Source organism: Roseomonas genomospecies 6, assembly GCF_008365375.1.
In the GTDB taxonomy this organism is placed as follows: Bacteria; Pseudomonadota; Alphaproteobacteria; order Azospirillales; family Azospirillaceae; genus Azospirillum.
Map to the genome: position 1 here is coordinate 1 of NZ_QOKW01000004.1, position 21,116 is coordinate 21,116.

Sequence of the window (21,116 nt, forward strand, 5' to 3'; positions counted from 1 at the left end):
AGCGCTCCGATCAGGCCAAGGGCTTTGTCGTGCTCCCGAAACGGTGGCTGGTCGAGAGAACCCTGTCATGGCTCACCCGCTGCCGCCGCTTGGTGCGCCATTACGAACTATACCTCCGCACCTCCGTCGCCTTCATCCGCCTCGCCATGATCCGTCTCATGCTCCGCCGCCTCGCTCGGAAATAATCTTTCTGGACAGACTCTTATCACGACGCTGCGCTCCAAATACGATGTTCACCCGCTCACGGTCGCCGCACTTGCCGGGCATGATGATGACTTTCCAGAACTTCAGCGCGTGAAACAAACAGACGACTACACGGATTACGACATCACGGATCTGGCGCGCGCGGTTGCCCGGCTGGACTATCCGGCGCTCGGGCTAGACGTGACACATCTCAAGCCGTGAAGGCGGCGACCGCAACCATGCGTCCTGTTTGTCAACAGAATCTACACCTTGGCGAGAAATTGGGCTTGCGCGGGATTCGGCGGGCGGCTATAAGGTTGGGTAAGGAGTCACTGTGCGGTTCGCCAGTGCATCGTCCCCTGGCCGAATAGACGTGGTCAGGGGGGTCGAGAAACCGATCTGGTGCACCGTCCGAAACACCACGCGAAACAAGGTCTTTGGTGACGGGACCTAGCGCAACAGTTTGCGCTAGGAGACTGTTCACATGGACCGGCGCGATTCCGCACCCGAAATGGGTGCGCCCTCCACCTTGAGCGAGGCCGACCTTGCGTGCCTGCTCAATCTCTCCCTGAAGAGCATCCGTAACCGCCGCGTGCTGGGCGATACCCCCGCGTACATCCGCGTCTCGCGGTCGCGCGTGGTCTACCTGTCTGCCGATGTCGAGGCGTATCTGCTCGCCCGGCGCATTGCTGGCGGCGATTCGCAGGTCGCACCCCGCGCTCCCGCCGCTACGCCCGTTGCTACAACGCTTGCTGCTGCGCCGCGCGGTCGCGGTCATCCCAAGGGGGCCGTCACCCGCAACCACCGTCGCGGGGAGGGCTGAGGCATGGCGATCATCCTGCATTCCGAGCGCCTACCCGACGGCTGCGAGTTGCTGCTGGTCCAGACGGCGGCGCGCGGCGGCGGCGCCTGGGCGCAGCCCGTGCGCTTGGCCGTCGTCCGGACTGACGGCGGCGAGTACACGCACGCCCGTTGCCGCGCCGTCCAGGCCACGTTGGCCGTCATGCGCCCAGACGGGCGCCACCGTGGTCCGCGTAGCGGCTATCACCGCGCCGTCACCTACCTGCGCGGCGTCCTGGACCATGCTGCGCACACCTACAAGCACGGTGACGACACGCCGCCGAATGCGGTGGAGGTGACCGCCGACGACCTGGAAGCCGCCCGCGTGGCTGCGGCCGAAATGAAGAAAAAGAAGGGCTAACCGATGAACAGCATCATCAACGTCCCGACCGACACCGTGGTCGCGGGGCTGCGTCAGCGCCGCGACGAATTGGCCGAGCAACTGGCCCGGCTGGACCGGACTCGGCAAACGGTTGAATCCGATTTGGAGTCGCTCGAACAGGCGATTCAGGTTGTCGGCGGACAGCGCACCCGCACGACGATGCCCCTGCCGGTGGCGGGGGCGGCGACGCCGGTTGCCCCTGCCCCGGCGCGCGGTGACGCCGTCGGCCGCCGTGGCGACCTGCCTGCGGCCGTCCGCCGGGCGCTGCTTGAGTACGGCGGCGCTCTGACGACGGCGGAGATCGCCGAGGAGATCCGCGGCCACATTCCGCCCGAGCTGACGACCGAAAAAAAGGTGTCCCTGTGCCTGGGGACGATGGCGGTGCGGGGCATGGTGAGCGGCACGGCCGTGGTGGGGTCGCGCTGCAAGCAGTGGTCCCTGACGGACAGAGGCCATGAGATCGCCACCAACGAAGGGGGCGCCGCATGACGACCTCCTCCCGATCCTGGCCGAACGCGAACATCCTGCATTCCGAACGCCTGCCCGACGGCCATTGCCTGCTCCTGGTCGAAACCTCGTCCAGCGTACAGTTGGTCGAAGCCGTGTCCAGCAGCGGCCCCTACCTGCGGACGCTGGAGGTTCTGTATGTGGACATGCGTGACCGCGGTCCAGATAGCGGCTACCGCCGTGCCGTCACCCGCCTGCGCGGCGCCCTGGAGCACGCCGTGCGCACCTACAAGCCGGGCGACGACACGCCGCCGGAGCCGCCGCGTCCGAGCCTGCCGCCCCGGCCGGTACCGCTGGTCTGGCAGCGCACCGGCTGGCTGGTCGAGCGGTTGATGCACGTCATCATGACGGCCTGTGCCGCCGGGATGCTGGGCCTCATCGTGCTCCGGCTGGTCGCTGGTCGCTGGCTGGAGTCCGTCGTCGGCGACTCCGCCTGGACGGCGACGATGATCGGCGTCGCGGCCGGGACGGCGGTGGTGCTCGTCGCCACCGTGCTGCGCCCCGAGGGCTGGCGTCGGCTGTGGCTGGCCCTGCGGGCGTGGCTCGGCTCCTGGCCGCGCCGGTAGCCCTCCAACACCCTGTTCAAGCCCGCCGGGGACGTTCCGGCGGGCGCCCCTCATCTTCTCTGCGAGGTAAAAATGAACACCGACAGCAAGCACAAGCACTCGGCGTACAGGGCGCGCATGGCCCGGATCGCCAAGCGACAGCAGGCTGATGCCCGTCGTGCCGCCCATATGATTGCGCAGATCCTCATCGCACGGCGTCTGCGCCATGAAGAGCGGGACGGCGACGTCCCGGCCGATAACGGCGGGGCATAACACTCCCCCTGTTCAAGCCCGCCGGAGACCGTTCCGGCGGGCTTTTTTGCTCGCGGGTGGCATCGCCACCCCCCCCCGCCTCGGGGCGGGGCCGCAGAGCGGCGCGAAGGGGGGTGGGGCCGGTGCTGGCGCTCGTTGTCCCCGTCTTCCACCCGGCCCCCGGCTGGGCGCAGCGTAGCGGAGCATGTCCACAGGCCAGCCATGCGCCCTCCACAGCGCTCACTGGCTGGCCTGTGGACATGTGGTAGACGGGGGCAACGTCGGGTAGCCCGACGCTGGTTCAGTTGGTGCCGACGGTCAGCAGCGGCTTCACCGCCTCCGGCGGGTTGCCGAAATAGCGGGTGTTCTCGCCGTCCTCGGTCAAGGACGCCCAGACGCGGCCGTCGTGGTCAAAGGCCAAGCGGCCGTGCACGGTCGAGCAGTTGCCCGGCTGGCAGCCGAAGCCGAAGACGACGCCGTTTCGCTCCTCCATCGGCGCGCTGACGCCGTTCTTCGCCCACTTCGACCAGACCGCGAAGGCCTCGGCGGGCATGAGCTTGCGGACGGCGTCCAGAACGGTGGGGTCCTTGGCGACCATGTAGACCTCGCGGTCGAGGGCACGGGCAGCATGGTCGGCAGCCTGGACGGACAGCGCGGTGGCGGCGATCAGGGTGACGGCGGCGATGACGCTCCGCATGGCAGCCCCTTGTGGTCAATCGTTCCGGCGTTCGGCCGGGTTCGCCACGCCGAGTTCCCGGCCCGTGGCATCGTGAGCGGCTTCGTAGATCAGGCGAGCCTTGGTCTTGATGTTACCGGAGGATCGGAACCGTTCACCGCTGTCGTGAAGCAACGGGCTGTCCGGATGCTGCTCCATGTAGGCGTCACGCTGAGCGACCAGACCGGCGATGTGCATGGTCTTATCGTCCAGTGCGCGCTGAGTTTCGGCCAACTGTTTCTGAAGCGTCCGGACATCGCTCGTCCACTGCTGGTCCATACTGGCCTTCTCGGCCATCAGCCGACGGATGGAGTCGTTCCGGCTCTCAACCTCGCCCTTCAGCTTCCGCGCGGCATCCTGCCATGCGGCGATCACGTCCTCGGCCTTGTCCAGCGCCTTGCCAGCGCCGTAGGCGATCATGATGGCGTCATCACCGAGCATTGAAGCCTCCCTTTGTTAAGCGAAATGGTGTTCTGAATGACCACTGTAAGGAGGCCATCATTACGCGAAAAGCCCATTTCGGGATTTCCAGCGTTCATTTCGCCTTTTTGGTTTCAGCAGGCCTCCGGCAGGGGGTGTAACACCTGTTACCCCACTGATAACGTTATCTCTTGTTATCTGCTGGCCGACGGCCCGGCGACCGCACCCAAGGCGGCACGTAAGCCGGAGCGGGCGCCGCTGGCACCGGCTCCGGCGCCTGGGGAGACGACGACTTGGTGACCTCACCATGTCGGCGTGCCGTCGTCCCGGCGGTCGGTGATGTCGGCGGCTGTTGGCTTGGTGATGTCGGCGCCCGACGGCCCGACAGCATGGTGATGTCGTCGGGCCGTCGGGCCGTCTTGTCGGCGCCTGGGGAGGCCGAACGGGAGGCTGCGAGGTAGCGCTCGGCCGTTTGGAGGGCGACGCGGGATGGCGGGTGCGGCTCGCCGATCACCGTGACGCCGCGCGCTGCCAGCGCGGCGGCGAGACGGTCGCGGAACACCGGATCGGCACCCGTCAACTCCACCTCCGTCCAGCCGTGGCGCACTGCTTGGTCGGCCATGGCGGCGAGCGCGGCGTCGCTGGGTCGCCCGCGCAGGGTCAGCCGGTCGCCGTGGTCGATGACGGCCGCGCCATCGGCCAGCCGGATCACAATCCCGTCGCGCCGGTCCTGCTCGACGGCGACGACGGGGCCACCGACGGCGGGGAGCCACGCCTCGTTATAGCGCTTGCGACGACGGCGTCGGGGAGCACGATGGCGAGGTGCCAGCCCCGGCGGCATAGTGGCTGCCAGCGCCCGCCGGGCGGCGTCCAGGCGGTCGTCACCGGGACGGCCGGGACCGGCAAGGGCGGAACGCTCGCAGGCACGCTGGGCGGCGTCACGCTGGGCGCGGCCGTCGGCTTGCCGGAGGGCGGCACGGGCTTGCGCGAGGGCGTCTTCGCCAGGGCGGCGGGGGCCGCGGGCGAGAGCTACGCCCGCGGCGAGGCGGCGAGTGCGTCGAGCTTCGCGTGCAGGCTCGCCGTGCTGGTCAACAGGTCGGCGAGCGCCCGAAGAATCTGGTTGATCCGGTCCTCTTCGCCGTCCCCGCCGGTCTCCGCGAGCAATTCGAGGATCGCCGTCGTGTCGCGGTGGACGGCTTCCGTCTTCGCGTGGGTCGCTGTGAGAATTTGGGCGGGGCTGGAGGGCTGCTGTGGCTGCGACATGTGCGTGCTCCTGTTCGAGGATTCGGATTTCTCGCTCTGCCTGCGCCAGTTCGGCGCGGGCTTCCCGTAGCTGGCGGCGCGGGCGGCGGGCGGCGAGCACGTCGCCGTAGACGACAGCCTCGTCCGGCCGCTTCTTCCATGTCTCGAAGGCGCGGCGGCCGACATCGCGCTCGGGCGGCGTCGGATCGCCACGGTCGCGATAGCTGCGGTGGTCCACGCGCACGTCAACGCTGTACTCGCCGAGCCACCGATTCATGCGGTCGGCCACCTGGGCTCTCATGTAGCGGCCCCGGTCCTTGGTCCAGGGCTCGTTCGCCAGCTTCTTCTTGCTGCTGAATCCGTCGGCGCCAAGCGCGCGACGGGACAGAATGACATGGGCGTGCGGCTGGCCGCGTGGATCGCCGTCTGACGCTGGCGGGCAGTGAAGGTCCAACTGCGCCACGGCACCCTCGTCCACCCATGGCTGGACGATGGCGCGCACGAGTTCGAGGCGCTGCTCGGGCGGGACCTCTCGGGGCAGCATGATCTCAACGAGCCGGGCCGGTTGACCGTCTCGCCGTTTCTCAGCCGCCAACGCCGCTGACCACAACGCCGCGCGGTCGCCGACGAGCGTGGGCGGTGCGTCGGGTGGCGCCATAATGCAGCCGCCCGCGTACTCCGGCGCCTTACGTGTGAAATCGAACTCACCGTCGGGACCGGTCAACCTGCATGCCCCGTTATACGCGGCGACCTTGTGCAATGAGTCGCCTCGTGACGGTTGAACAGCGCCGAAATCGACGTGGAACGTGGCCTCGCGCATCAGGGAATCTCGTCGGTGGCCCACCCGGCGTCGCGCAGCGCGGTGCGGCATGACCCGACGTACCGGCGGTATGCTTCGCCTTCCCTCGACGTAGCGGCGCGGCGTCCAGCCTCGCACTCGCCGCGCTGATCGGGCGTGGCGTCGTCGGGCACCGGGTCACCGAAAAATCCCCTCCAGAAAAGGGAGGCAAACGGGGTGGCGGCGTCGTAGTCCTGCGCCCACAAGCTGCCCTCCAGCCCGCGCGGCAGCGACGGCACAGGCGGGTCGTAGACGAAGCCGACGAACCGGCCGGGCGGGCACCGGGGCTCACGCACCCGGCCCCGCTCGTCGCGAGTGCCGCGCGGGCCGACGATGCGCTTGCCGTGCTCATCGATCACGACGTATGCGGCGAGGATCTGCCGTTCCACCCAGCGCGGGTACCGTGCCCACTGTGCCCACGGGTCGTGTGGCATGGTCACAACTTCCGGGGTGACGGCAAGGCCGCGACGAAGTCGGACAGGTCGGGCGCGTGGATCGCGGAGGCGTCGCGCGCTTCACGTTCGCGGTCGGCACGGCGGGTCGGCTCCGTCGCCGCGCGGTCGTACAGCGGGTGCCAACCGCCCGGCGTGGCGACGCGCGCGACCGGCACCGCGTCGGCGCGCGGGCGTCGCCGCTCCTGCCGCCATTGGGTCGAGGACCGCAGATCACCGGGCACATGCGCCCAATCCCCGTACGATGGCCCGGCGAAACCGGGCGCCCGAACGACAGCAGCAGCGCGTCCGGAGGCGGTCGCCGGAGGCGGCACCGGCACCGTCGCAGACTCGGGGTACAGCGGCGCGCCGCACGGGTAGCCGTCCACGTAGGCCACGGCGTGGGCGTCCGGCCGGACGCGGCGCCCGAGGGTGCGCCAGCGGGTCTGGCTGTGCAGGCCGGGCGGTACGTCAGCGGCGCGCCGGTACCGGCGAGCGGTGGTGGCGAGCGTACCAGTGGCAGGCGTGGCAGGCATGGCGGAGCCTCCTGAAGCGGGGGTAAGGGGCGGCAGGCCCCACGAGCATGTTCACAGTTTTGCGAAGCAAAATCTGTGAACATATAGGCGAGACTGTCCAGATTTCTGAACAACTCCGCCGACAACAAGTGTAGAACTGCCGGTAGCCGTGTGCAAGGCAGACGCCTTGTTTTCGGAGACACCTGCCGCATACCTTGGATTAGGTCTGCAACAAGGTGCCACCATGACTTCAAAGATGTTGACAACTTCAGAAATAGAAGTTCGCCTGTCCGCCGCTCGCGAACGTGAACGCCGGGCGCGCGCGACGGCGGCACGGCTTCACCGTCAGCTTGTCGTCACGGACAGGCGGTTGGCCGCTCAGCAGAAAATCACGCTGGGGGCCGCTCTGCTGCGCTGCGTCGAGGCCGAGCCGCGTCACACGGACGCGCTGCGTCGGCTGCTCGCGCCCCACGTCACCCGCGAGTGCGACCGCAAGTGCCTGCATGGCACACCCTTCGCCGTGGACGAGCCGTCTCGCGTGGCGGGAGGCGATGGCGAGGCCGGGGGTGCTGCATGACACCGATGCACGCGGGAGAACCTGGGAGGGGGGCGCCTGAGATGACGGCCCCACCCTTCCCGTACCCGTGGCGGGGCGCGCCGCCGGGGGCGCATGTTGCGGCCATCATACGCTGGCTGCAACACCCCGCCGTGCGCGCGGAGTCCCTGCGGCGCGCGGTCAACTCCGGTCACGCCAACGATTGGCGTGACCTGTCGTCGGACGGGACTCCGTCGCGGTCGTGGCGCGGCGAGTGGGACGACAGCCCACGGCAGGCGCGGCGCTTGCGCGCGTATGTCGGCTGGCGGCTGGACCCGCGTCCGGAGCCCATGCCCCCAGCCGGGTTGGATGAGGTGGACGAGCGGCTGCTCGCAGCGATCAACGCCATGTCCGGGGCAGCAATGGCGGACACGCTCGACGCGCTGTGTCGCGCCGATCTGCGCGGCACGCTGGCCCGGCTGCGCGAGCGCGGCGACGCCGTTCTCGCCGAGCGGCCGGGCCTGGGCGAGCCGGTCGCTGGACGGCCGGTCGCAGTGCGGCTGCGCTGCGATCCACCGGATGAGCCGCCACCCGTCGCCGACGACGTAACGCTCGCCCTCGGTGACGACGAATCGCCGCCCGCCCCACTGCCCGCCGCCTGAAGGCAGACATCATGTCCCTGTTCGCCCGCTCCACCCGCGCCATGGGCGCCACGCTCATCGCCACTGACGCCGTCAGCCGCGCCGTCGGATCGTCCCTCCACCTGCACGGCTGGGCGCTGGGCCGCTTGTGGCGCGCCGCGCGTGGCGAGATGCCGCCGGGGCCGCTGCCGCGCTGGATAGAGCGGCTGGCGACGCTGCCGGTGATCGGGAGGCTGTTCAAGCGCCGTCCGGTGACGCTGGCGTGGTTGTGGCGCGTCTGGGCGGTCTACGTCATCGCGGCGACGTTGGCGGCCTGCACGGCGGTCCTGGCGGTCCCGGCAAACGCCTGGGGCGCTGCGCTCAGCGGGGCGGGCGTCACCGTCGCCGCTGCCGCGTTAGCTGCGCGGACTGGGATCGCGCACTGGCAGATGCGGACGGGGCGGCCGGGGTGCTGGACGGAGTGGTGGCGTGACGGTGCGCTCGTGCCGCCGTCGTCCGGCGGCGAGGAGGGGCGCGGGCTGGCGTCGTTGCTGGTGCTGCTCGCGGCCGGGATGGCGCTGTTGCCGTCGGTCGCCGTGGCGGCCGTGGTGGTCGCGGGCGTGACGCCGGACCCCGCGTTGCGCGCTGTCGAACTGCTGTACCCGACGGTGACTGCGACGCCGCTCACGCGGCTGGTCTCAGTGTTGGCCGGGCTGGCAGTCTCGCTGTCGGGCGCCGTGGCGGCCTACCAGTCGATTGCCGCGGTCAACCACGCGGCGGAGACGGGACAGAGCGCGCTGTCCGGCGCGACTGAGTACTACGGGTCGGGGGCGTTGGTCCGTGCGGTGATCGCGCTGGGCCTGCTGTTCCCTGCTATGCCCTCGGGACTGACGGGCGGACACGTCGCGTATGCGCAGGTCGCACGGTGGTCCAGCGACACGGCATCGTCGCTGTGGTCGGGATTCGTGGCCGACGTGCTGGGCGTCCGCGAGGACGGCGCCGATGCCCGCCCGCCGACGGGCAGCCTGGGGATTCCGTCGCCCGTCGGCGGGCTGGCCCTGGCGGAACAAATCCTCACGAGTGAGACGTGTCACGCCTACCTGCGACTCTCGAATCAAGTGCGCCGCGAACTCGGGCTGCCAGGGCCGGGCCTGCCGACCGTAGCCCTGCCTCCAGCGCGCCCCGAGGTTGGCGGCGGCTCGGGCCAGCGCCCATTTTTTCTGTGGCATTACGGAAAGTGTGGTCACCTGATATTGCCGGGACCCGGAGGCGTCCCGGCGGCGACGGCGACCTTTAGACGGGACCGCGCGGAGGCCGTTTCCGCGCTGGTGGAGGCGATCAGGACAACCGATCTGGCTGACCGGATCGCTGGGGGCAGTATGGCGGGGTCCGGCACGACATGGCCGAAGGGCAAGTTGCTGGATCTGCTGGCAGGACCGGCGGCGGAGTACGATGCCGCTGCGCAAGCGGCGGCCGGACGGTACCTCGGCGCCCGAGACGCCGAGAGCCGCAAGGAAGTGGTTGAGGCGGCGCGTACGCAGGGGTGGACCTCGGCAGGCTCGCTGTGGCGCACTCTCGCGGCGGCGAGCGGCGAAGCCGTGACACTCGCGAGCGAGGCGCCTGTTCGCCGCGACCCGGACCCCGCCTTTTTTGAGGAGCTGACGCGGCACAGCAGCCGGGGTGAGGGCTGGCTGTATATCTCTGACAAACTGCACAAGCAGTGGATCGAGGAGTCCCGCATCCCAACGTTGACGCCCGCCGCGCTGGCGGCGCCGGGCGACGAGTCCGCGTCGGTCCTGGCTCAGCTGTTGAACCCGCTGACACGGCCGTTGCTGGAGAAGCTGACGACGTGGGCGCAGACCAGCGACGCCGACCCGTTGAAAGAGTCGATGAGTCTGGGGCACTGGATGGTCGGCTCCACCGACGCCGCATGGATCACAGGTGGCGTGGTAGCGATTGCTGCGGGCAACGGCGCCAGCAGCCTTGCCGGGCTACATGAAGCGTTCCGCTGGTTCGCCGACAAGGCACAACCATACCTGTGGTGGGCCTACGGTATCGGCGTAATCCACGCCTACGTCCTTCCAATGATACCTTACATTTCTGTAGTATTCGCGGGCGTTAACTGGCTCATTTCGCTTGCCGAGATGCTGCTCGCGCTGCCCCTGCTGGCCCTGCTGGCGGCCCGTCTCGACGGCCGCGAACTCCTGCATGCGGCACTCAAACCCGGCCTAATTCTGGTCGCAAACACAATCGTCCTGCCGATCTACACGGTCGCCGCGCTGGCCTCGACGTACTACCTGCTGCCCATCGGGTTGCAGATGGTCAACGGCACCTTCTCGGCGGCTTTCATTGGCAGCCAGGGCGGGTTTACGATGGGCCTGGGCGGCATTCTGGCCGGGCTGACGCTGATGCTTTGGCTACAGTGGCAGGTTACTGTCCGGTTGCTTGGCATCGTTCCCGAAATCCCGAATAGGTTGCTGAGGTATTGGGGCAGCAGGGATGAGATCGCCGACGGCAAGGCCAGCGGCGCCGTGGTCGGTGCGGCGCTGGGCGCGGGCGGCGGGGGTGGCCGATCCAGCGGTGGCGGTGGTGGCGGTGGCGGTGGTGGCGGTGGTGGCCGAGGCAGACGGTCGCCGTCGAAGGTCCCCGGCGGTGGCGGTGGGCTGGGCATCCGGCCTGCTGGCGGCGGCAGCGTGTCGGGCATCAACACGGGCAACGCAGCGCGAGCGGGCGAGACAGCGGGCGACGACGGCGCTACCGGCTGGCACCGGCAGTCCGGCGGCTATGCCGCGCTGTCGGCTGGCGACAGCGCGGCGGCGGACGACGCATACGCGCGCTGGGCCGAGCGGCGGGCGGAAGAGGGAAAGGACGAGTGGTCGGTGGAAAAATACACCGACTACGTACAGGACAAGGCGGCGCGGCGCCGTGAGCGCGGCGGCGACGCTATCTAGCGCTCTCCCTGCCCGGCCTGCTGACGGACGCGAAAATCGGCGTGCCGCCCCGCGCGTAGCGCGGGGACAGGCACCCGGCGCGCAGGCCCGACGGGCCGAGCAGCGCGGCGGGTGAGCCGCGCCGATACCCCATCAAGCGCCAACAAAATACAAAATCCTTGCTCTCAAGGATTTCGCAAGGAAAACTTCCTGTTAGTTTTCCTTGTCAACATAAATACTGCCGATATTCCAAGGAAACTACAAAGTTTAGCAGAAAATGCGTTGACAGATACTTGCGGTGCTGTTAGCAATTTCGGGGTATTAACAACCGAAATCGAGGTATAAAAATGGGTGTCATGATGACTGTGACGCGGGTGCTTGAGATTGGCCCGGTCGGCATTGTGGACGGGACACACAGCGAGGTCGGCCTCGCGGTGGTGGAGTACGTCGTCGCCGGGCGCGCCTGCGGCCTGTCCGACGACGAGATCGAGGACGATCTCCTCGGTCGCTACGACTGGTACGACGACGCGCAGATCATCGGCGACACCGTCACGCTGTCGGCGTTCGACGACGGCGAGGGCTGGACGGGCTGGGGCGCCCACGGGGAGGCCGCCTGATGGGGATCGTCCTCTTTGCAATCAACCTTGCCGTCATCCCCCTGGCCGCCTGGAAGATGATCGCCAACGGCCCGGACCGGCCGCGCGCAATTGCCTGGGCGGCCGTGCTGCTTGCGTCGCTAATCGTTATGGCGCTGGTCAGCTTCCCGCTGGTCATGGCCCGCTGACCGGGGCTCCACCGGAAAGAAATCTTGCCTGCTGGGCTCTCGCTGATGTCAAAGAATCTTTCCCTTGGTGCCGCCCTTCGCGCGCGGCGTCAGGCGCTCGGGCTGACCCTGGCCGCCGTCGGCGCGCGTGCTGGGGTGTCGCGGCCGACTGTGGCAGGTCTTGAACGCGATCAGGGTCAGCGCCGCAGCCTGGATGCGGTCGCTGCGGCGCTGGGGCTGCGGCTCGTCGTCGGCTCGGGCGGGCTGGCGACGGTACGGCAGCGGCGAGGCTGGTCCGTGCCGACGGTGGCGACGAGGACAGGGCTTAGTGCGCCGACCGTCCGGCTGATCGAGGCGGGGGGTGGCGGGCGTGTCGAGAGCCTACTCGCACTGGCGGCGGCCGTCGGCGCTCGGCTTCGGCTGGTCGAAGCCGAGGCGGCGTTCTACGCCCCCGGCGGCGCGGGCGTGTCGAGTGCGCGGGACGGGACGGGCAAAGACGAGTGGTGGACGCCGCCCGACCTGCTGACGACGATCCAGGCGGCGTTGGGCGTCGGCGAACGCTGGGACCTGGACCCGTGCAGCCCCGGCGCTGCCGTGTCGCACGTCCCGGCGGTGCGGCACGTTATGGCCGCTGAGGACTCGTTGTCGCTGCCGATGTGGGGCACGGCCGGGGACACGGCGTTTGTCAATCCGCCGTTCTCAGCGGTCGGCGCGTTCGCCGCGCGCTGCGCCGACGAAGCTGGGCGCGGGCTGCGGCTCGTCCTGCTTGTCCCCGCCCGGCCGGGGGCGCGGTGGTGGAGAGAGTGCGTGGTCGGCGACGGTGCCACCGACGTGGTGTTCCTGGGAAGGCGGCTGGCGTTCGGCGGGCCGTCCGGCCCGCGCGGTCCGGCGCCGTTCGACGTGGCGCTCGTCTGCTGGGGCTGGTCGGAGGGGGCGGCTGACCGGCTGGCGGCGGCGCTGCCCGGCGCCTGGGCGATGCCCGCGCGGCGGGTGGCGCTGGCGGCATAGCCAATACCGTCAAACATAAGGGGTGCAACAAAATGGGCATTACGAACGACGGGACGCTTGACTGGCTCGACCGGCTCTTGGCCGACCTTCACAGCCCCGGCAACCGCCCCCAGACTGAGGCGGTGACGTGGCGCACGAGCGATACGTCGGTACTGATCTCTGCGAGTCTGTGGGAGGCGGCGGCGTGGGGAGTGGCCGTTGCCGCCGCGTGGCCGATCATCGTCCGGTCTGACCGCCCCACGGTCATCGTGACCAGCGGCGAGACGGAGGCGATGCCCCGCGAAATCGTCGTCAAGGCCACGGCGGCGCCGTGGCTCGGGCGCACACCCACCTTGCACGTCATGACCTGCGCGGAGGCGGGTTCCGACGCGGTGGATGAATGGGCTGCCGAAATGCCGCTCGCGGCGGTATTGGCGATGGCCCGCTACGACGAGCCTGAAGCGTAGTCGAGCGCGTGGCGGTGGACGGGGGAAGACCAGCGGGACGCCGTCCCGCTGGGGCCTGCTCCTGTGGGACAGTCTGGTGCCTTGCAAGATTCCGTCTCAATGATGTTGGCAGCAGGCTTTTGAGACACTCGTCTCTCAGCCTTAATGATGTATGTGAGACAAAGGGGCTGACAGATGCTTGTTGGGTACGGGCGCACCTCCACCCTCGACCAAGAGGCCGGTTTCCTGGCGCAGCTACGCGACCTTGAGGTGGCCGGATGTGAGAGGGTGTTCCGCGAACAGGTATCGTCGGTCGATGTCGCTGCGCGCGCCCAGCTTGCGGCAGCGCTGGACTTCGTTCGGGATGGCGACACGCTCGTGGTGACGAAGCTGGATCGCCTTGCCCGGTCTGTGGCCCATCTGCTGGAGATCGTCGCCGTCCTGGAGCGCAAGGGCGTCGCCCTGCGCATCCTCGGTCTAGGCATCGACACCGGCACGCCAACCGGGAAGTTGATGCTGACGGTCATGGGCGGGATCGCCGAGTTCGAGAGGGCTATCATGCTCGAACGCCAGCGCGAAGGCATTGCCAAGGCGAAGGCGGACGGGAAATATCGCGGTCGGGCGCCAACGGCGCGGGCGAAGGCCGGGGAGATCCACCGACTACACGGTGAGGGCGTTGGCCCGGCCGAAATCGCTCGGCGGCTCGGCATCGCTCGGGCGTCTGTGTACCGTGTACTCACTGCGGAGAAGGTTGCGTGAACGCCGAAAAGAAAGCGGCGCCGACCATGAGGGTCCGCCTGATGTCTCCTCTCGGGCGGTACCCAGCAGTCACCGTCGCATCCGGGACCGCAAAGCTGTTGGTGGACGACGGTCTCATTTTCACGGCGATGCCCGTTCACCCGTGGGAACACCATGGCTTCGAAGCATACTCCGAGGTCGAGTATCTGGCGTTCGAGGAGATCCGCTTCCTTGCCGCGCTGGCCCTGTCAATGCATCCGGATCATGGCATGGTCTATGCCTACCCTATGCGGCCATCCCTGGAGCTGCCTGTGGCCGAAGCGTGGGGCGGCGCACAGATCGCGGGGGCAGCACAAGGATGCTTGGATGCCGTGGTATCGGCGGAACGAACATGGCCTCGTGGCCGGGTAATGCCGCCGAAGGCTGGTGGGCCACCGTACGAGGTCCATGAGCATCCACTGGACCTCGATCTTCTCGATAGGCTCATGGGCTCCATCAGTCTGCGCGACCACCTGCTGCTCAGTGGGCTGAACTCCTTCATCAAAGCCGACATGCTCTGGCAGGGCGATGTCGGTGAAGCTGCCATTCAATCGCTCTTCGTCGCCATGGAGGTCTCGTTCCAACTGGTCCTGCGTGTGCTGAAGGCGCACGGAAACCCGAACCCGACGGCCGACGACGCAGGCGCCTTCATCGACGAGACGTTCAACCCCGGCATCGACACCGGCCGGTACTTCGAGGAGTTCTACCGCACCCGCATTATGTCGATGCACCCTCACAGCCGCTTGGGGACCTTCGCACTCGCTCCTCTTCAGGCAGACGACTACTACTTCCTACGCCATGCGCTGAACGAAGTGTTCGTCTTCCTGATTACCGGGAGCAAGTCAGTGCCTTGACCGCGCTCGCGCCATGGCTTTCATCCGCGCCGTCGCGAAGGCGAGGCCGGGTCACGGTCTTCTCGTTCCCCGCCGTCAAGCGATGTTTTACAGAGATTTTGATGTTGTTCTTGTGACCGTCGGCGAGGTCACCAAGGGATTTCCTCTAGCTCAGGGGCCGTGATCCACGGTCGTCGTGGTGGTGGATCGGGCGGCGGAGGCGGTTGGACGACGGTGGGGGAGCGGGGGATTCCGGGATAGGCCGTACCCTCCGTAGAAGCCTCAGGAGCGTCGCGGTAGACGGTGCGGATCTCGGCGGCGGTCACGCCAGGACGGCCGCGAACGTGCCACGCCTCCCGAAACACACCGTCGCCAAAATCATGGATAACGCGGCGCAGGACCGAGAAGCCGACGTTCGCAAATAGGTGTTCCCGTAGCCGCTGAATGCGGACAGCCGGACGGCGCGGCACAATCTCGGCGACGCCGTACTCAGGGTGCCGCCGGACGGTCATTCCATCGGCGTCCAGCTTGCCGAGCCAGCGGCGGTACTCGCCGACGGCGCGGACCAGCGCCACGCCCCGCGTTTGGCGCCACAACTCGACAAGTTCCTCTGGCGTCCACTCGTCGTCCAGTTCCTCGGCCAGCCCGGCGGCGGCGTACTGCACCAGGGCGGCCGGATGGCGGTTGAGGCGGTCCTCGTCCTCGGCCGTCCACCACAGCCAGCCGGTTTCCGGACGGCCGGTGCCGCCGACCCAATACGACTCCAGCGCGGCCCACTCCTCGGGCGTGCCGCCCCGGCCGACAAGGTGGTAGTGGAGGTAGACGCGGCCGTCGTCACCGTCCCGCTGGATGTGGGCGGCGATCAGGTCAATGGCGATGCTTGGCGCGTACCGTGCGATGCCGTAGCGCAGCCGCTCGTTCACGCGACGGCTCGTGTCGGCGTGGACGCGGCGCAGGGTGTCCAGCGGGACGCTGCACACTGGGGCGGCGACGCGAACCTGCCGCACTGTGTCGATGCCATGTTCGCCCGCGAACACGGTGTAGCGCAAACCATGCCTTGTCTTGGCGGCGAACGCCTGGGACGGGAACATCTGGTGACGCCGAAGCGCGCGACCGAGAGATTCCGTCCACTCGCCGTCGTCGCTGACGTACTGGTCGTCGCTGCCCGGTGGGGCGGCGTGGACGTTGGCGTCGGTGAGGCCGCCCTCGATCAGCAGTGCAGCAAGACGCTGATCGTCGTCGCGCCTCTGGCGTGCATCGCCATGGGTGTCGTGCTCGTTATGGCTGCCAAATTTGTTGACAAGCTGGCCCGTATCAACCCGGCGGCTGCTTTGATGCAGTTGCCGCCGGGCGGGCATTGCGGGCCTATCCCGTCGTTACGGGAAGGCCCTTGAATACGGCGCGTGGGTGCGTCATGATTCCAAGGACTTGATGATGAGAACCGCCCCATCTCTGGCCTTGCCGGGCCTCCGGGGCGGTTTTTCATTTTGCCCTCGACTCGGGGCTCGGCGTCAAGCCCCCGGTGTTACCGGAAGATCCTGTCGTCCAACACCTTCATGCACCCGCGCGCAAGGCTGCCGAAGAACCAAGCGCTGATGAACAGCATCAGCATCACAACGGTGCATGCAACACCGGTGACGCCGAAATCCGCCCAGCTATGGACACGGTTGAAGGCCTCCATATAGGCCGGACCAACGTCACTCAACACGTAGGAATACCAAGCAGCCTCGGCAGAGGACGCAACCATCACAACGAAGAGAACCACCGTTGACCACTGGCTCAAGCTGCTGTAGCGCCTCTGGTTCTTGAACGATGCCCACATCTGTCTAAAGCGGCTCATGCTGTCTTCCCTGGTTGGGATTGAATGCGCGGCGTCAAGAAGAGCATGGTGTCGCCACCGGTCACTCGGCAGTCGTGGCCTCGTCCTCGTGGTTCTTGATCACGTCGGCCATCACCTCCAGCTGCTCGGCCAGTCCGTACTTGTCCGGGAACTTGGCGAGGATCGCCCACGAAAACTCCCGAACGGCCGTCTTCATGACGGCTTCGCGAAAGTAGGGGTCGGCTGCGAGTTCCGACACGGTATCAACGCAAGCCGATACGGCGTCGGCGATCCGATCCTCGAAAGCCCTCTCGTCAGCCATGGAATTCCCCTGGGTTGTTTAACCCGCATAGGGTACAGCGCAGGCCGGTGCTGAACAACGCGCCTTTCAGCCGCACAATGTTGACAAGGTTCCGCGCAGCGTGTACCAGTATTGTGGCATTCAGAGTGGCGGTTCGGCCGTCTCGAAAGCTGATTTCCGTTTGGATTCAAGCTGCTGGCGCGCATTTCAGGCTTATGCTCCTGGCGCCCCAGCCACCCTATTTTACCCCATTCAAATCAATTAGGTTAACCGCGCTGTGTACCGGCAATGTGTACCAGGCGGAGTTCCGTGGCTTTCTCATGCCATGGCGCTGACGGCCGAACAGCTATGTACAACAACTTTGTTGTCAAAGTTGCCCAGGGCAAGGCGGTCTACGCGGAGCGGTGCGCCTCGCGCCACGGCGCGCGGCTGGAGGGACAGCCGGACCGGCAAACCCGCAAGCGGAATGGCCGCCTGCCCGCGCCGCCGCGCGACGCCTCTGGGCACACATGGCACCGCCCCGACACCGACCTCTTTAAAATCACCAAGCAGGGCGTCGCCGCGTTCGCCCCGCCCGGCTACGAGAGCGACATGCCCGCCTTCGGCGGCGTGCTGAGCGATGCCGAGAGCTGGGCGGTCCTGGCCTACATCAAGAGTTCCTGGCCCGGAAAGATCCGTCGCCGCCACGCCGCCTTGAGCGAAAGCGCCAGAAAGTAGGGAGCGGACGCGAGCCTTGGCGTCATGGCTCGCATCGCACGTCAGGCCGTCAGCGACGACGGGTTGGTTTCCTTTCGCTGCTTCTGAACGCCGGGGAAGACCTCGTTGAAATCGCGGAACAGGGCCTTGTAGTTCTCCGGCACCCGGTAAGCCTTCTTTTGGAAGCCATCCGGCAGTTCATCCAGTTCGGTCATGCCGTTCCAGCCCTCCGCCATGGGAAAGGCGTAGTAGGGATAGTCCCGCGGAACGCCCCTGGCGCGGATCACGTTGATCGTGCGCCCGCGCTTGCGGGCGGCGGCGATACGGTGCATGCCGTCGTTGATGATCCACACGGTGCGCCCGTCCGGCTCCACCGACTCCTCGACGATCGGCGGGGTCAGCGGGATCGGCCCCTCCTCCTCGCCGTCGCGCTCGATCCAGAACAGGACCGCGCCGGTCAGCGCGAAGACGTCGATGCCATGAGGACGGAACAACTGTTCGAGCGTCAGCACAGTGTTGAGCTCGTTCTTCAGCAGATAACGCTGGGTCGGCGCCAGCGTTTCCGGGTCCACCGACGGCACCAGTTCCAGCGTGGCGTTTTCGTAGACATAGGGGCGATCAAAGCCCTTCAGCCGCGTCTTCTTGAAACGGGCAAGGGTTTCTTCGGTGGACAGCGTCTCCCAACGCAACAGTCGCATGAGGTCACCGTATGGGCAGAGAGGCAGAAGGGGCAGCCACGTCGTCCACGGACAACGCGGCGATGGAGGGCACGATCAGGTCCGGGCGGGGCAGTTCCCCGCGCTCGACGCCTTGCAGATACGCCCGTTCCTTGTCGGGCCGATGCATCAGCCACACCGTCCGCATGCCGAGCGCGAGCGCCGGGCCGATGTCGTTGTCGTAGGAATCGCCGATCATCGTGCAGGCTTCCGGCGGACAGCCGGCGGCGGCCAGAGCGTGCCGGTAGATCGCCAGATCCGGCTTGGCAACGCCCACACGGTAAGACATCACGGTAAGGTCGCTGGCGGCGAGGGGCCCGAACAGGCGCCTGAAGCTTTCGGCGTACGGGTGCCAGATGTTGGAGACGAATCCGTAGCGCCGCCCGCTCCCGCTGAGCGAGGACAGCAGCGCGGCGGCACCCTCGATCACCGAAGGCCCGGTCACCTGGGTGTCCCAGACGTCCGCCGCCGCCTTCTCCGCCTCGGAGCGTCCGGCCTGATAGTCGCTGACCAGGATGGCGGCGAGATCCGCCGGGGTTTCGATCACCGTGGTGAGCAGACACCGGTCGAGCCGCTTGCGCTGGGCCTCGTCGAGACCCAGGGCGGCGGCGATGAACCGCGCGGGGGCTTTCGGCGGGCCTTCGATGAGGCTGGCGCCGATGTCGAAGAAGGTCACTGGGGCCGTCACGATGCGGAGCCCGCCTTTGTCTTGGCCTTCAGGAGCGCCTCGTGGATCGCGAGTTGGCGACCGACATAGAGGGCGTGCGAGAGTTCCGAAATCGCGCAGTCGCGCGCGATCTGGCTCTCGATGTCCTGCGCCGTCCGTCCGCGGTAGCGGGCCAGGGTTTCCCCGCCCGATTTAAGGTCGGCCACGATCTCCGCAGTCTCGTCGTCGATGGTGAAGGTGAAGTAGCCGTTGGGGTCCTCGCGCAACTCGCGCTTGCCGCTGGCGCGGTCCAGTTCGAGGTCGTCCTTCTTGGCGTCCTTGATCTGCTGCGCCAGATCGAACCGCTCGGTCGAGCCGGGATCGATCGAGATCGAATGGCTGATCACGGTGATGGCGCCCAGGGAAATGTTCCCCGCGAGCTCCGCCACCAGCCGCTGGACCGCCATCAGGCCGTAGAGGTTCTTCAGCCACGCGCTCATGGTGTTGTGGGCGCGGAAGGTGGCGGACAGGGTAAGCCGGTCCTGGAAGACGCGGAAGAACAGGGTGACCAGGCAGGGCGTGCTCTGGGCTTCCGGCGCGACCATGTCGAAGGACGGGTCCCACAGCGTGATGTAGGCTCCCCGGCTGGTCGGGTCGGCGCGCAGCTTTTCCGCCGCGACCGTCAGCGTGTCGATGATGCCGCCGGCCCCATCCCGCCAATAGCCGCGCAGCCGGTTGCCGTAGCTGTAGGCCAGCGTTTCCGGCAACTCCCCGTTCAGCAGGTTCTGCTGATAGGCGGCGAACTCCGCCAGCGAGAAGCCGTAGGGGCGCAGATGCCCGTCGGCGTCGGGAACCGGATCGGTCACCACGACCTTGAGGTTCTGCAACTCCAGCCGCTTCTTCGTGCCCGACGCGACGCTGGGGATGCCGAACCGCATGATGCGGAAGACGATTTCCTCCCAGGCGTCGAGCGGCCCGCGGCGGACCACCACATGGGCGCGCGGCTCGGACGGGAAGTAATTCGGCTTGAAGCTGGGCAGCGGCGCCTCGACGCGGTCGCGCAGCGGCGGCTGCACCGGCGGCAGGCCCGTGAAGAAGGCGGTGATGCCATCCTTGGTCTCGGCCAGCGACGGCTTGCCGAAGCGGGCGACGCTGCACTGGCCGGCCAGCAGGGCGGGGTCGAATTGCGTGTCGAGGTAGCGTTCGGTGCCGACGATGCGATAGCGCTGCTGCCCCATCCGCTCCGCCGGCTCGACTCCCTTGGTCAGCAGGCTTTCGATCTCCGCCGCCGAACCGCTCATGTCCTGGCCGAAGACCAGCAGGTGCCGGATCTGCGGATTCCACAGCAGATTGCGGATCATCTGCGGCAGGCCGTCGCCGTACAGATTCGCCACGACCGCCACGCGGGACGACTCCGGCTCCAGATCGACCCCGAGTCGGCGCAGGAAATCCATGGCCGTGTCGGTGGGCGTCCACAGCGTGGCAATCCCGACATCGCCGAGCGGATTGACGATCTTCAACCGCTCCGGAAAATAAAGCGCCTCGAAGGCGAGGGGCATAGCCTCTTCCCTTATCCTCGTCCCTTGTCAGGGCTGCTCGAGATTGATCCGGCTCGGGAGCGGGTCGAGCTGGTCGCGGTACTTGGCGTCGGGGCGCGCGGCGTAGGGCTTGGAGGTCGGCGACATCAGCGTCTCGAAGCTGAGGGCGCAGATCCGCATGCCCGGGCGCAGCGCCAGCGGCAGCCGTCCGCAATTGAAGAATTCCAACGTGATGCGGCCGTTCCAGCCGGGGTCGATGGTGTGCGCGGTCGCGTGCACCATCAGGCCCAGGCGCGCGAGGCTGCTGCGCCCGTCCAGCCGGCCCGCGATGTCGTTCGGCAGGCCGATGCGCTGAACCGTGATGCCCAGCACCAGCTCGCCCGGATGCAGGAAGAACGGCTCCCCCACGGGAACCTCCACCCGGTCCATCAGCTTGTCGGGAACCTGGCTGGGATGGCCCTCGGGAGGGGCGAGGTCGACGAAGGCCGCCTTCCCCGGCGGGAAGACCTGGAAGGCGTTGCCGAGTTGGAGATCGACCGACATGGCGCCGATCTGGCTCTCCGCCGGCAGCGGGTCGATCTCGATGCGTCCTTCGGCCAGGTAGCGGCGAATATCGACGTCTGACAGCTTCATTCCTTC

At 67.7% G+C, this 21,116-nt stretch carries 28 protein-coding genes; 15 read left to right on the plus strand and 13 right to left on the minus strand.

Annotation, left to right across the window (positions count from 1 at the left end; translation table 11 throughout):
- The 6 genes from DS843_RS06585 to DS843_RS06610 all read left to right on the plus strand — a co-directional run.
- On the plus strand, window positions 1-185 hold a 185-nt coding region (locus DS843_RS06585; RefSeq protein WP_149468102.1), incomplete at its 5' end, for a transposase.
- Window positions 186-667: 482 nt separating this feature from the next.
- Window positions 668-1,006 carry a hypothetical protein gene (locus DS843_RS06590; protein ID WP_149468103.1) on the plus strand — a complete coding sequence of 113 codons (339 nt, stop codon included), beginning with the start codon at window positions 668-670 and terminating at the stop codon, window positions 1,004-1,006.
- A 3-nt stretch (window positions 1,007-1,009) separates the two neighbouring features.
- Entirely contained in the window at window positions 1,010-1,384 is a 375-nt protein-coding gene (locus DS843_RS06595) for a hypothetical protein (RefSeq protein WP_149468104.1), read from the plus strand.
- Between the two features lie 3 nt (window positions 1,385-1,387).
- Entirely contained in the window at window positions 1,388-1,894 is a 507-nt protein-coding gene (locus tag DS843_RS06600; protein WP_149468105.1) for a hypothetical protein, read from the plus strand.
- A complete protein-coding gene (locus tag DS843_RS06605; RefSeq protein WP_149468106.1) occupies window positions 1,891-2,478 on the plus strand; it encodes a hypothetical protein in 588 nt (195 codons plus the stop codon). Before DS843_RS06600 ends, DS843_RS06605 begins: the two co-directional genes overlap by 4 nt.
- A 72-nt stretch (window positions 2,479-2,550) precedes the next feature.
- Entirely contained in the window at window positions 2,551-2,730 is a 180-nt protein-coding gene (locus tag DS843_RS06610) for a hypothetical protein (RefSeq protein ID WP_149468107.1), read from the plus strand.
- Between the two features lie 280 nt (window positions 2,731-3,010).
- On the opposite strand, the gene DS843_RS06615 is transcribed toward DS843_RS06610, so the two are convergent.
- The 6 genes from DS843_RS06615 to DS843_RS06640 form a co-directional block, all read right to left on the minus strand.
- Window positions 3,011-3,406: a hypothetical protein gene (locus DS843_RS06615; protein WP_149468108.1), complete on the minus strand. Its 396-nt coding sequence runs from the start codon at window positions 3,404-3,406 to the stop codon at window positions 3,011-3,013.
- Between the two features lie 15 nt (window positions 3,407-3,421).
- Window positions 3,422-3,865: a hypothetical protein gene (locus tag DS843_RS06620; RefSeq protein WP_149468109.1), complete on the minus strand. Its 444-nt coding sequence runs from the start codon at window positions 3,863-3,865 to the stop codon at window positions 3,422-3,424.
- A 163-nt stretch (window positions 3,866-4,028) separates the two neighbouring features.
- Complete coding sequence (locus DS843_RS06625) at window positions 4,029-5,906, minus strand: MobA/MobL family protein (RefSeq protein WP_167525215.1); 1,878 nt, start codon at window positions 5,904-5,906, stop codon at window positions 4,029-4,031.
- Window positions 5,906-6,358, minus strand: coding sequence for a hypothetical protein (locus tag DS843_RS06630; protein WP_149468111.1), 453 nt, complete (start codon window positions 6,356-6,358; stop codon window positions 5,906-5,908). The genes DS843_RS06625 and DS843_RS06630 overlap by 1 nt, the downstream gene beginning before the upstream one ends.
- Before the next feature lie 2 nt (window positions 6,359-6,360).
- A complete protein-coding gene (locus DS843_RS06635; RefSeq protein WP_149468112.1) occupies window positions 6,361-6,600 on the minus strand; it encodes a hypothetical protein in 240 nt (79 codons plus the stop codon).
- 538 nt (window positions 6,601-7,138) lie between these two features.
- The gene (locus tag DS843_RS06640) at window positions 7,139-7,375 is read right to left on the minus strand and encodes a hypothetical protein (protein ID WP_149468113.1); all 237 of its coding nucleotides are present in this window, start codon (window positions 7,373-7,375) and stop codon (window positions 7,139-7,141) included.
- 113 nt (window positions 7,376-7,488) lie between these two features.
- Here DS843_RS06640 and DS843_RS06645 point away from each other — a divergent pair, with 113 nt between their 5' ends.
- The 8 genes from DS843_RS06645 (at window position 7,489) to DS843_RS06675 (ending at window position 14,782) form a co-directional block, all read left to right on the plus strand.
- On the plus strand, window positions 7,489-8,067 hold the full coding sequence (locus DS843_RS06645; RefSeq protein ID WP_149468114.1) for a hypothetical protein: 579 nt from the start codon (window positions 7,489-7,491) through the stop codon (window positions 8,065-8,067).
- 11 nt (window positions 8,068-8,078) lie between these two features.
- Window positions 8,079-10,976: a DotA/TraY family protein gene (locus tag DS843_RS06650; protein WP_149468115.1), complete on the plus strand. Its 2,898-nt coding sequence runs from the start codon at window positions 8,079-8,081 to the stop codon at window positions 10,974-10,976.
- A 335-nt stretch (window positions 10,977-11,311) separates the two neighbouring features.
- Window positions 11,312-11,572, plus strand: a complete 261-nt coding sequence (locus DS843_RS06655) for a hypothetical protein (RefSeq protein ID WP_149468116.1) — start codon at window positions 11,312-11,314, stop codon at window positions 11,570-11,572.
- Entirely contained in the window at window positions 11,572-11,739 is a 168-nt protein-coding gene (locus tag DS843_RS31065) for a hypothetical protein (RefSeq protein WP_167525216.1), read from the plus strand. The genes DS843_RS06655 and DS843_RS31065 overlap by 1 nt, the downstream gene beginning before the upstream one ends.
- A gap of 45 nt (window positions 11,740-11,784) precedes the next feature.
- Window positions 11,785-12,726: a DNA N-6-adenine-methyltransferase gene (locus DS843_RS06660; protein ID WP_149468117.1), complete on the plus strand. Its 942-nt coding sequence runs from the start codon at window positions 11,785-11,787 to the stop codon at window positions 12,724-12,726.
- Between the two features lie 32 nt (window positions 12,727-12,758).
- Complete coding sequence (locus tag DS843_RS06665; RefSeq protein ID WP_149468118.1) at window positions 12,759-13,172, plus strand: hypothetical protein; 414 nt, start codon at window positions 12,759-12,761, stop codon at window positions 13,170-13,172.
- 174 nt (window positions 13,173-13,346) lie between these two features.
- Window positions 13,347-13,910 (plus strand): recombinase family protein, encoded by a 564-nt coding sequence (locus DS843_RS06670; RefSeq protein WP_149468119.1) that lies wholly within the window; start codon window positions 13,347-13,349, stop codon window positions 13,908-13,910.
- The gene (locus DS843_RS06675) at window positions 13,907-14,782 is read left to right on the plus strand and encodes a hypothetical protein (RefSeq protein ID WP_149468120.1); all 876 of its coding nucleotides are present in this window, start codon (window positions 13,907-13,909) and stop codon (window positions 14,780-14,782) included. The genes DS843_RS06670 and DS843_RS06675 overlap by 4 nt, the downstream gene beginning before the upstream one ends.
- Before the next feature lie 128 nt (window positions 14,783-14,910).
- Here the strand turns inward: DS843_RS06675 and DS843_RS06680 are convergent, their stop codons facing one another.
- From DS843_RS06680 to DS843_RS06690, 3 genes are all read right to left on the minus strand, one after another.
- Window positions 14,911-16,119 carry a hypothetical protein gene (locus DS843_RS06680; protein ID WP_149468121.1) on the minus strand — a complete coding sequence of 403 codons (1,209 nt, stop codon included), beginning with the start codon at window positions 16,117-16,119 and terminating at the stop codon, window positions 14,911-14,913.
- A 167-nt stretch (window positions 16,120-16,286) separates the two neighbouring features.
- Window positions 16,287-16,601: a hypothetical protein gene (locus tag DS843_RS06685; protein ID WP_149468122.1), complete on the minus strand. Its 315-nt coding sequence runs from the start codon at window positions 16,599-16,601 to the stop codon at window positions 16,287-16,289.
- 61 nt (window positions 16,602-16,662) lie between these two features.
- On the minus strand, window positions 16,663-16,902 hold the full coding sequence (locus DS843_RS06690) for a hypothetical protein (RefSeq protein WP_149468123.1): 240 nt from the start codon (window positions 16,900-16,902) through the stop codon (window positions 16,663-16,665).
- A 327-nt stretch (window positions 16,903-17,229) separates the two neighbouring features.
- Between DS843_RS06690 and DS843_RS06695 the strand changes: the two genes are divergently transcribed.
- Entirely contained in the window at window positions 17,230-17,598 is a 369-nt protein-coding gene (locus DS843_RS06695; protein ID WP_286191974.1) for a c-type cytochrome, read from the plus strand.
- 41 nt (window positions 17,599-17,639) lie between these two features.
- Here DS843_RS06695 and DS843_RS06700 read toward each other — a convergent pair whose 3' ends face one another.
- The 4 genes from DS843_RS06700 to dcd are packed head-to-tail and all read right to left on the minus strand — an operon-like array spanning window position 17,640 to window position 21,110.
- Entirely contained in the window at window positions 17,640-18,275 is a 636-nt protein-coding gene (locus DS843_RS06700) for a hypothetical protein (RefSeq protein ID WP_149468125.1), read from the minus strand.
- Window positions 18,276-18,279: 4 nt separating this feature from the next.
- On the minus strand, window positions 18,280-18,981 hold the full coding sequence (locus DS843_RS06705; protein WP_167525217.1) for an HAD family hydrolase: 702 nt from the start codon (window positions 18,979-18,981) through the stop codon (window positions 18,280-18,282).
- Window positions 18,978-20,498: a thymidylate synthase gene (locus DS843_RS06710; protein WP_149468127.1), complete on the minus strand. Its 1,521-nt coding sequence runs from the start codon at window positions 20,496-20,498 to the stop codon at window positions 18,978-18,980. The genes DS843_RS06705 and DS843_RS06710 overlap by 4 nt, the downstream gene beginning before the upstream one ends.
- 27 nt (window positions 20,499-20,525) lie before the next feature.
- The gene (gene dcd, locus DS843_RS06715; RefSeq protein WP_014197327.1) at window positions 20,526-21,110 is read right to left on the minus strand and encodes a dCTP deaminase; all 585 of its coding nucleotides are present in this window, start codon (window positions 21,108-21,110) and stop codon (window positions 20,526-20,528) included.
- Window positions 21,111-21,116: the final 6 nt, after the last annotated feature.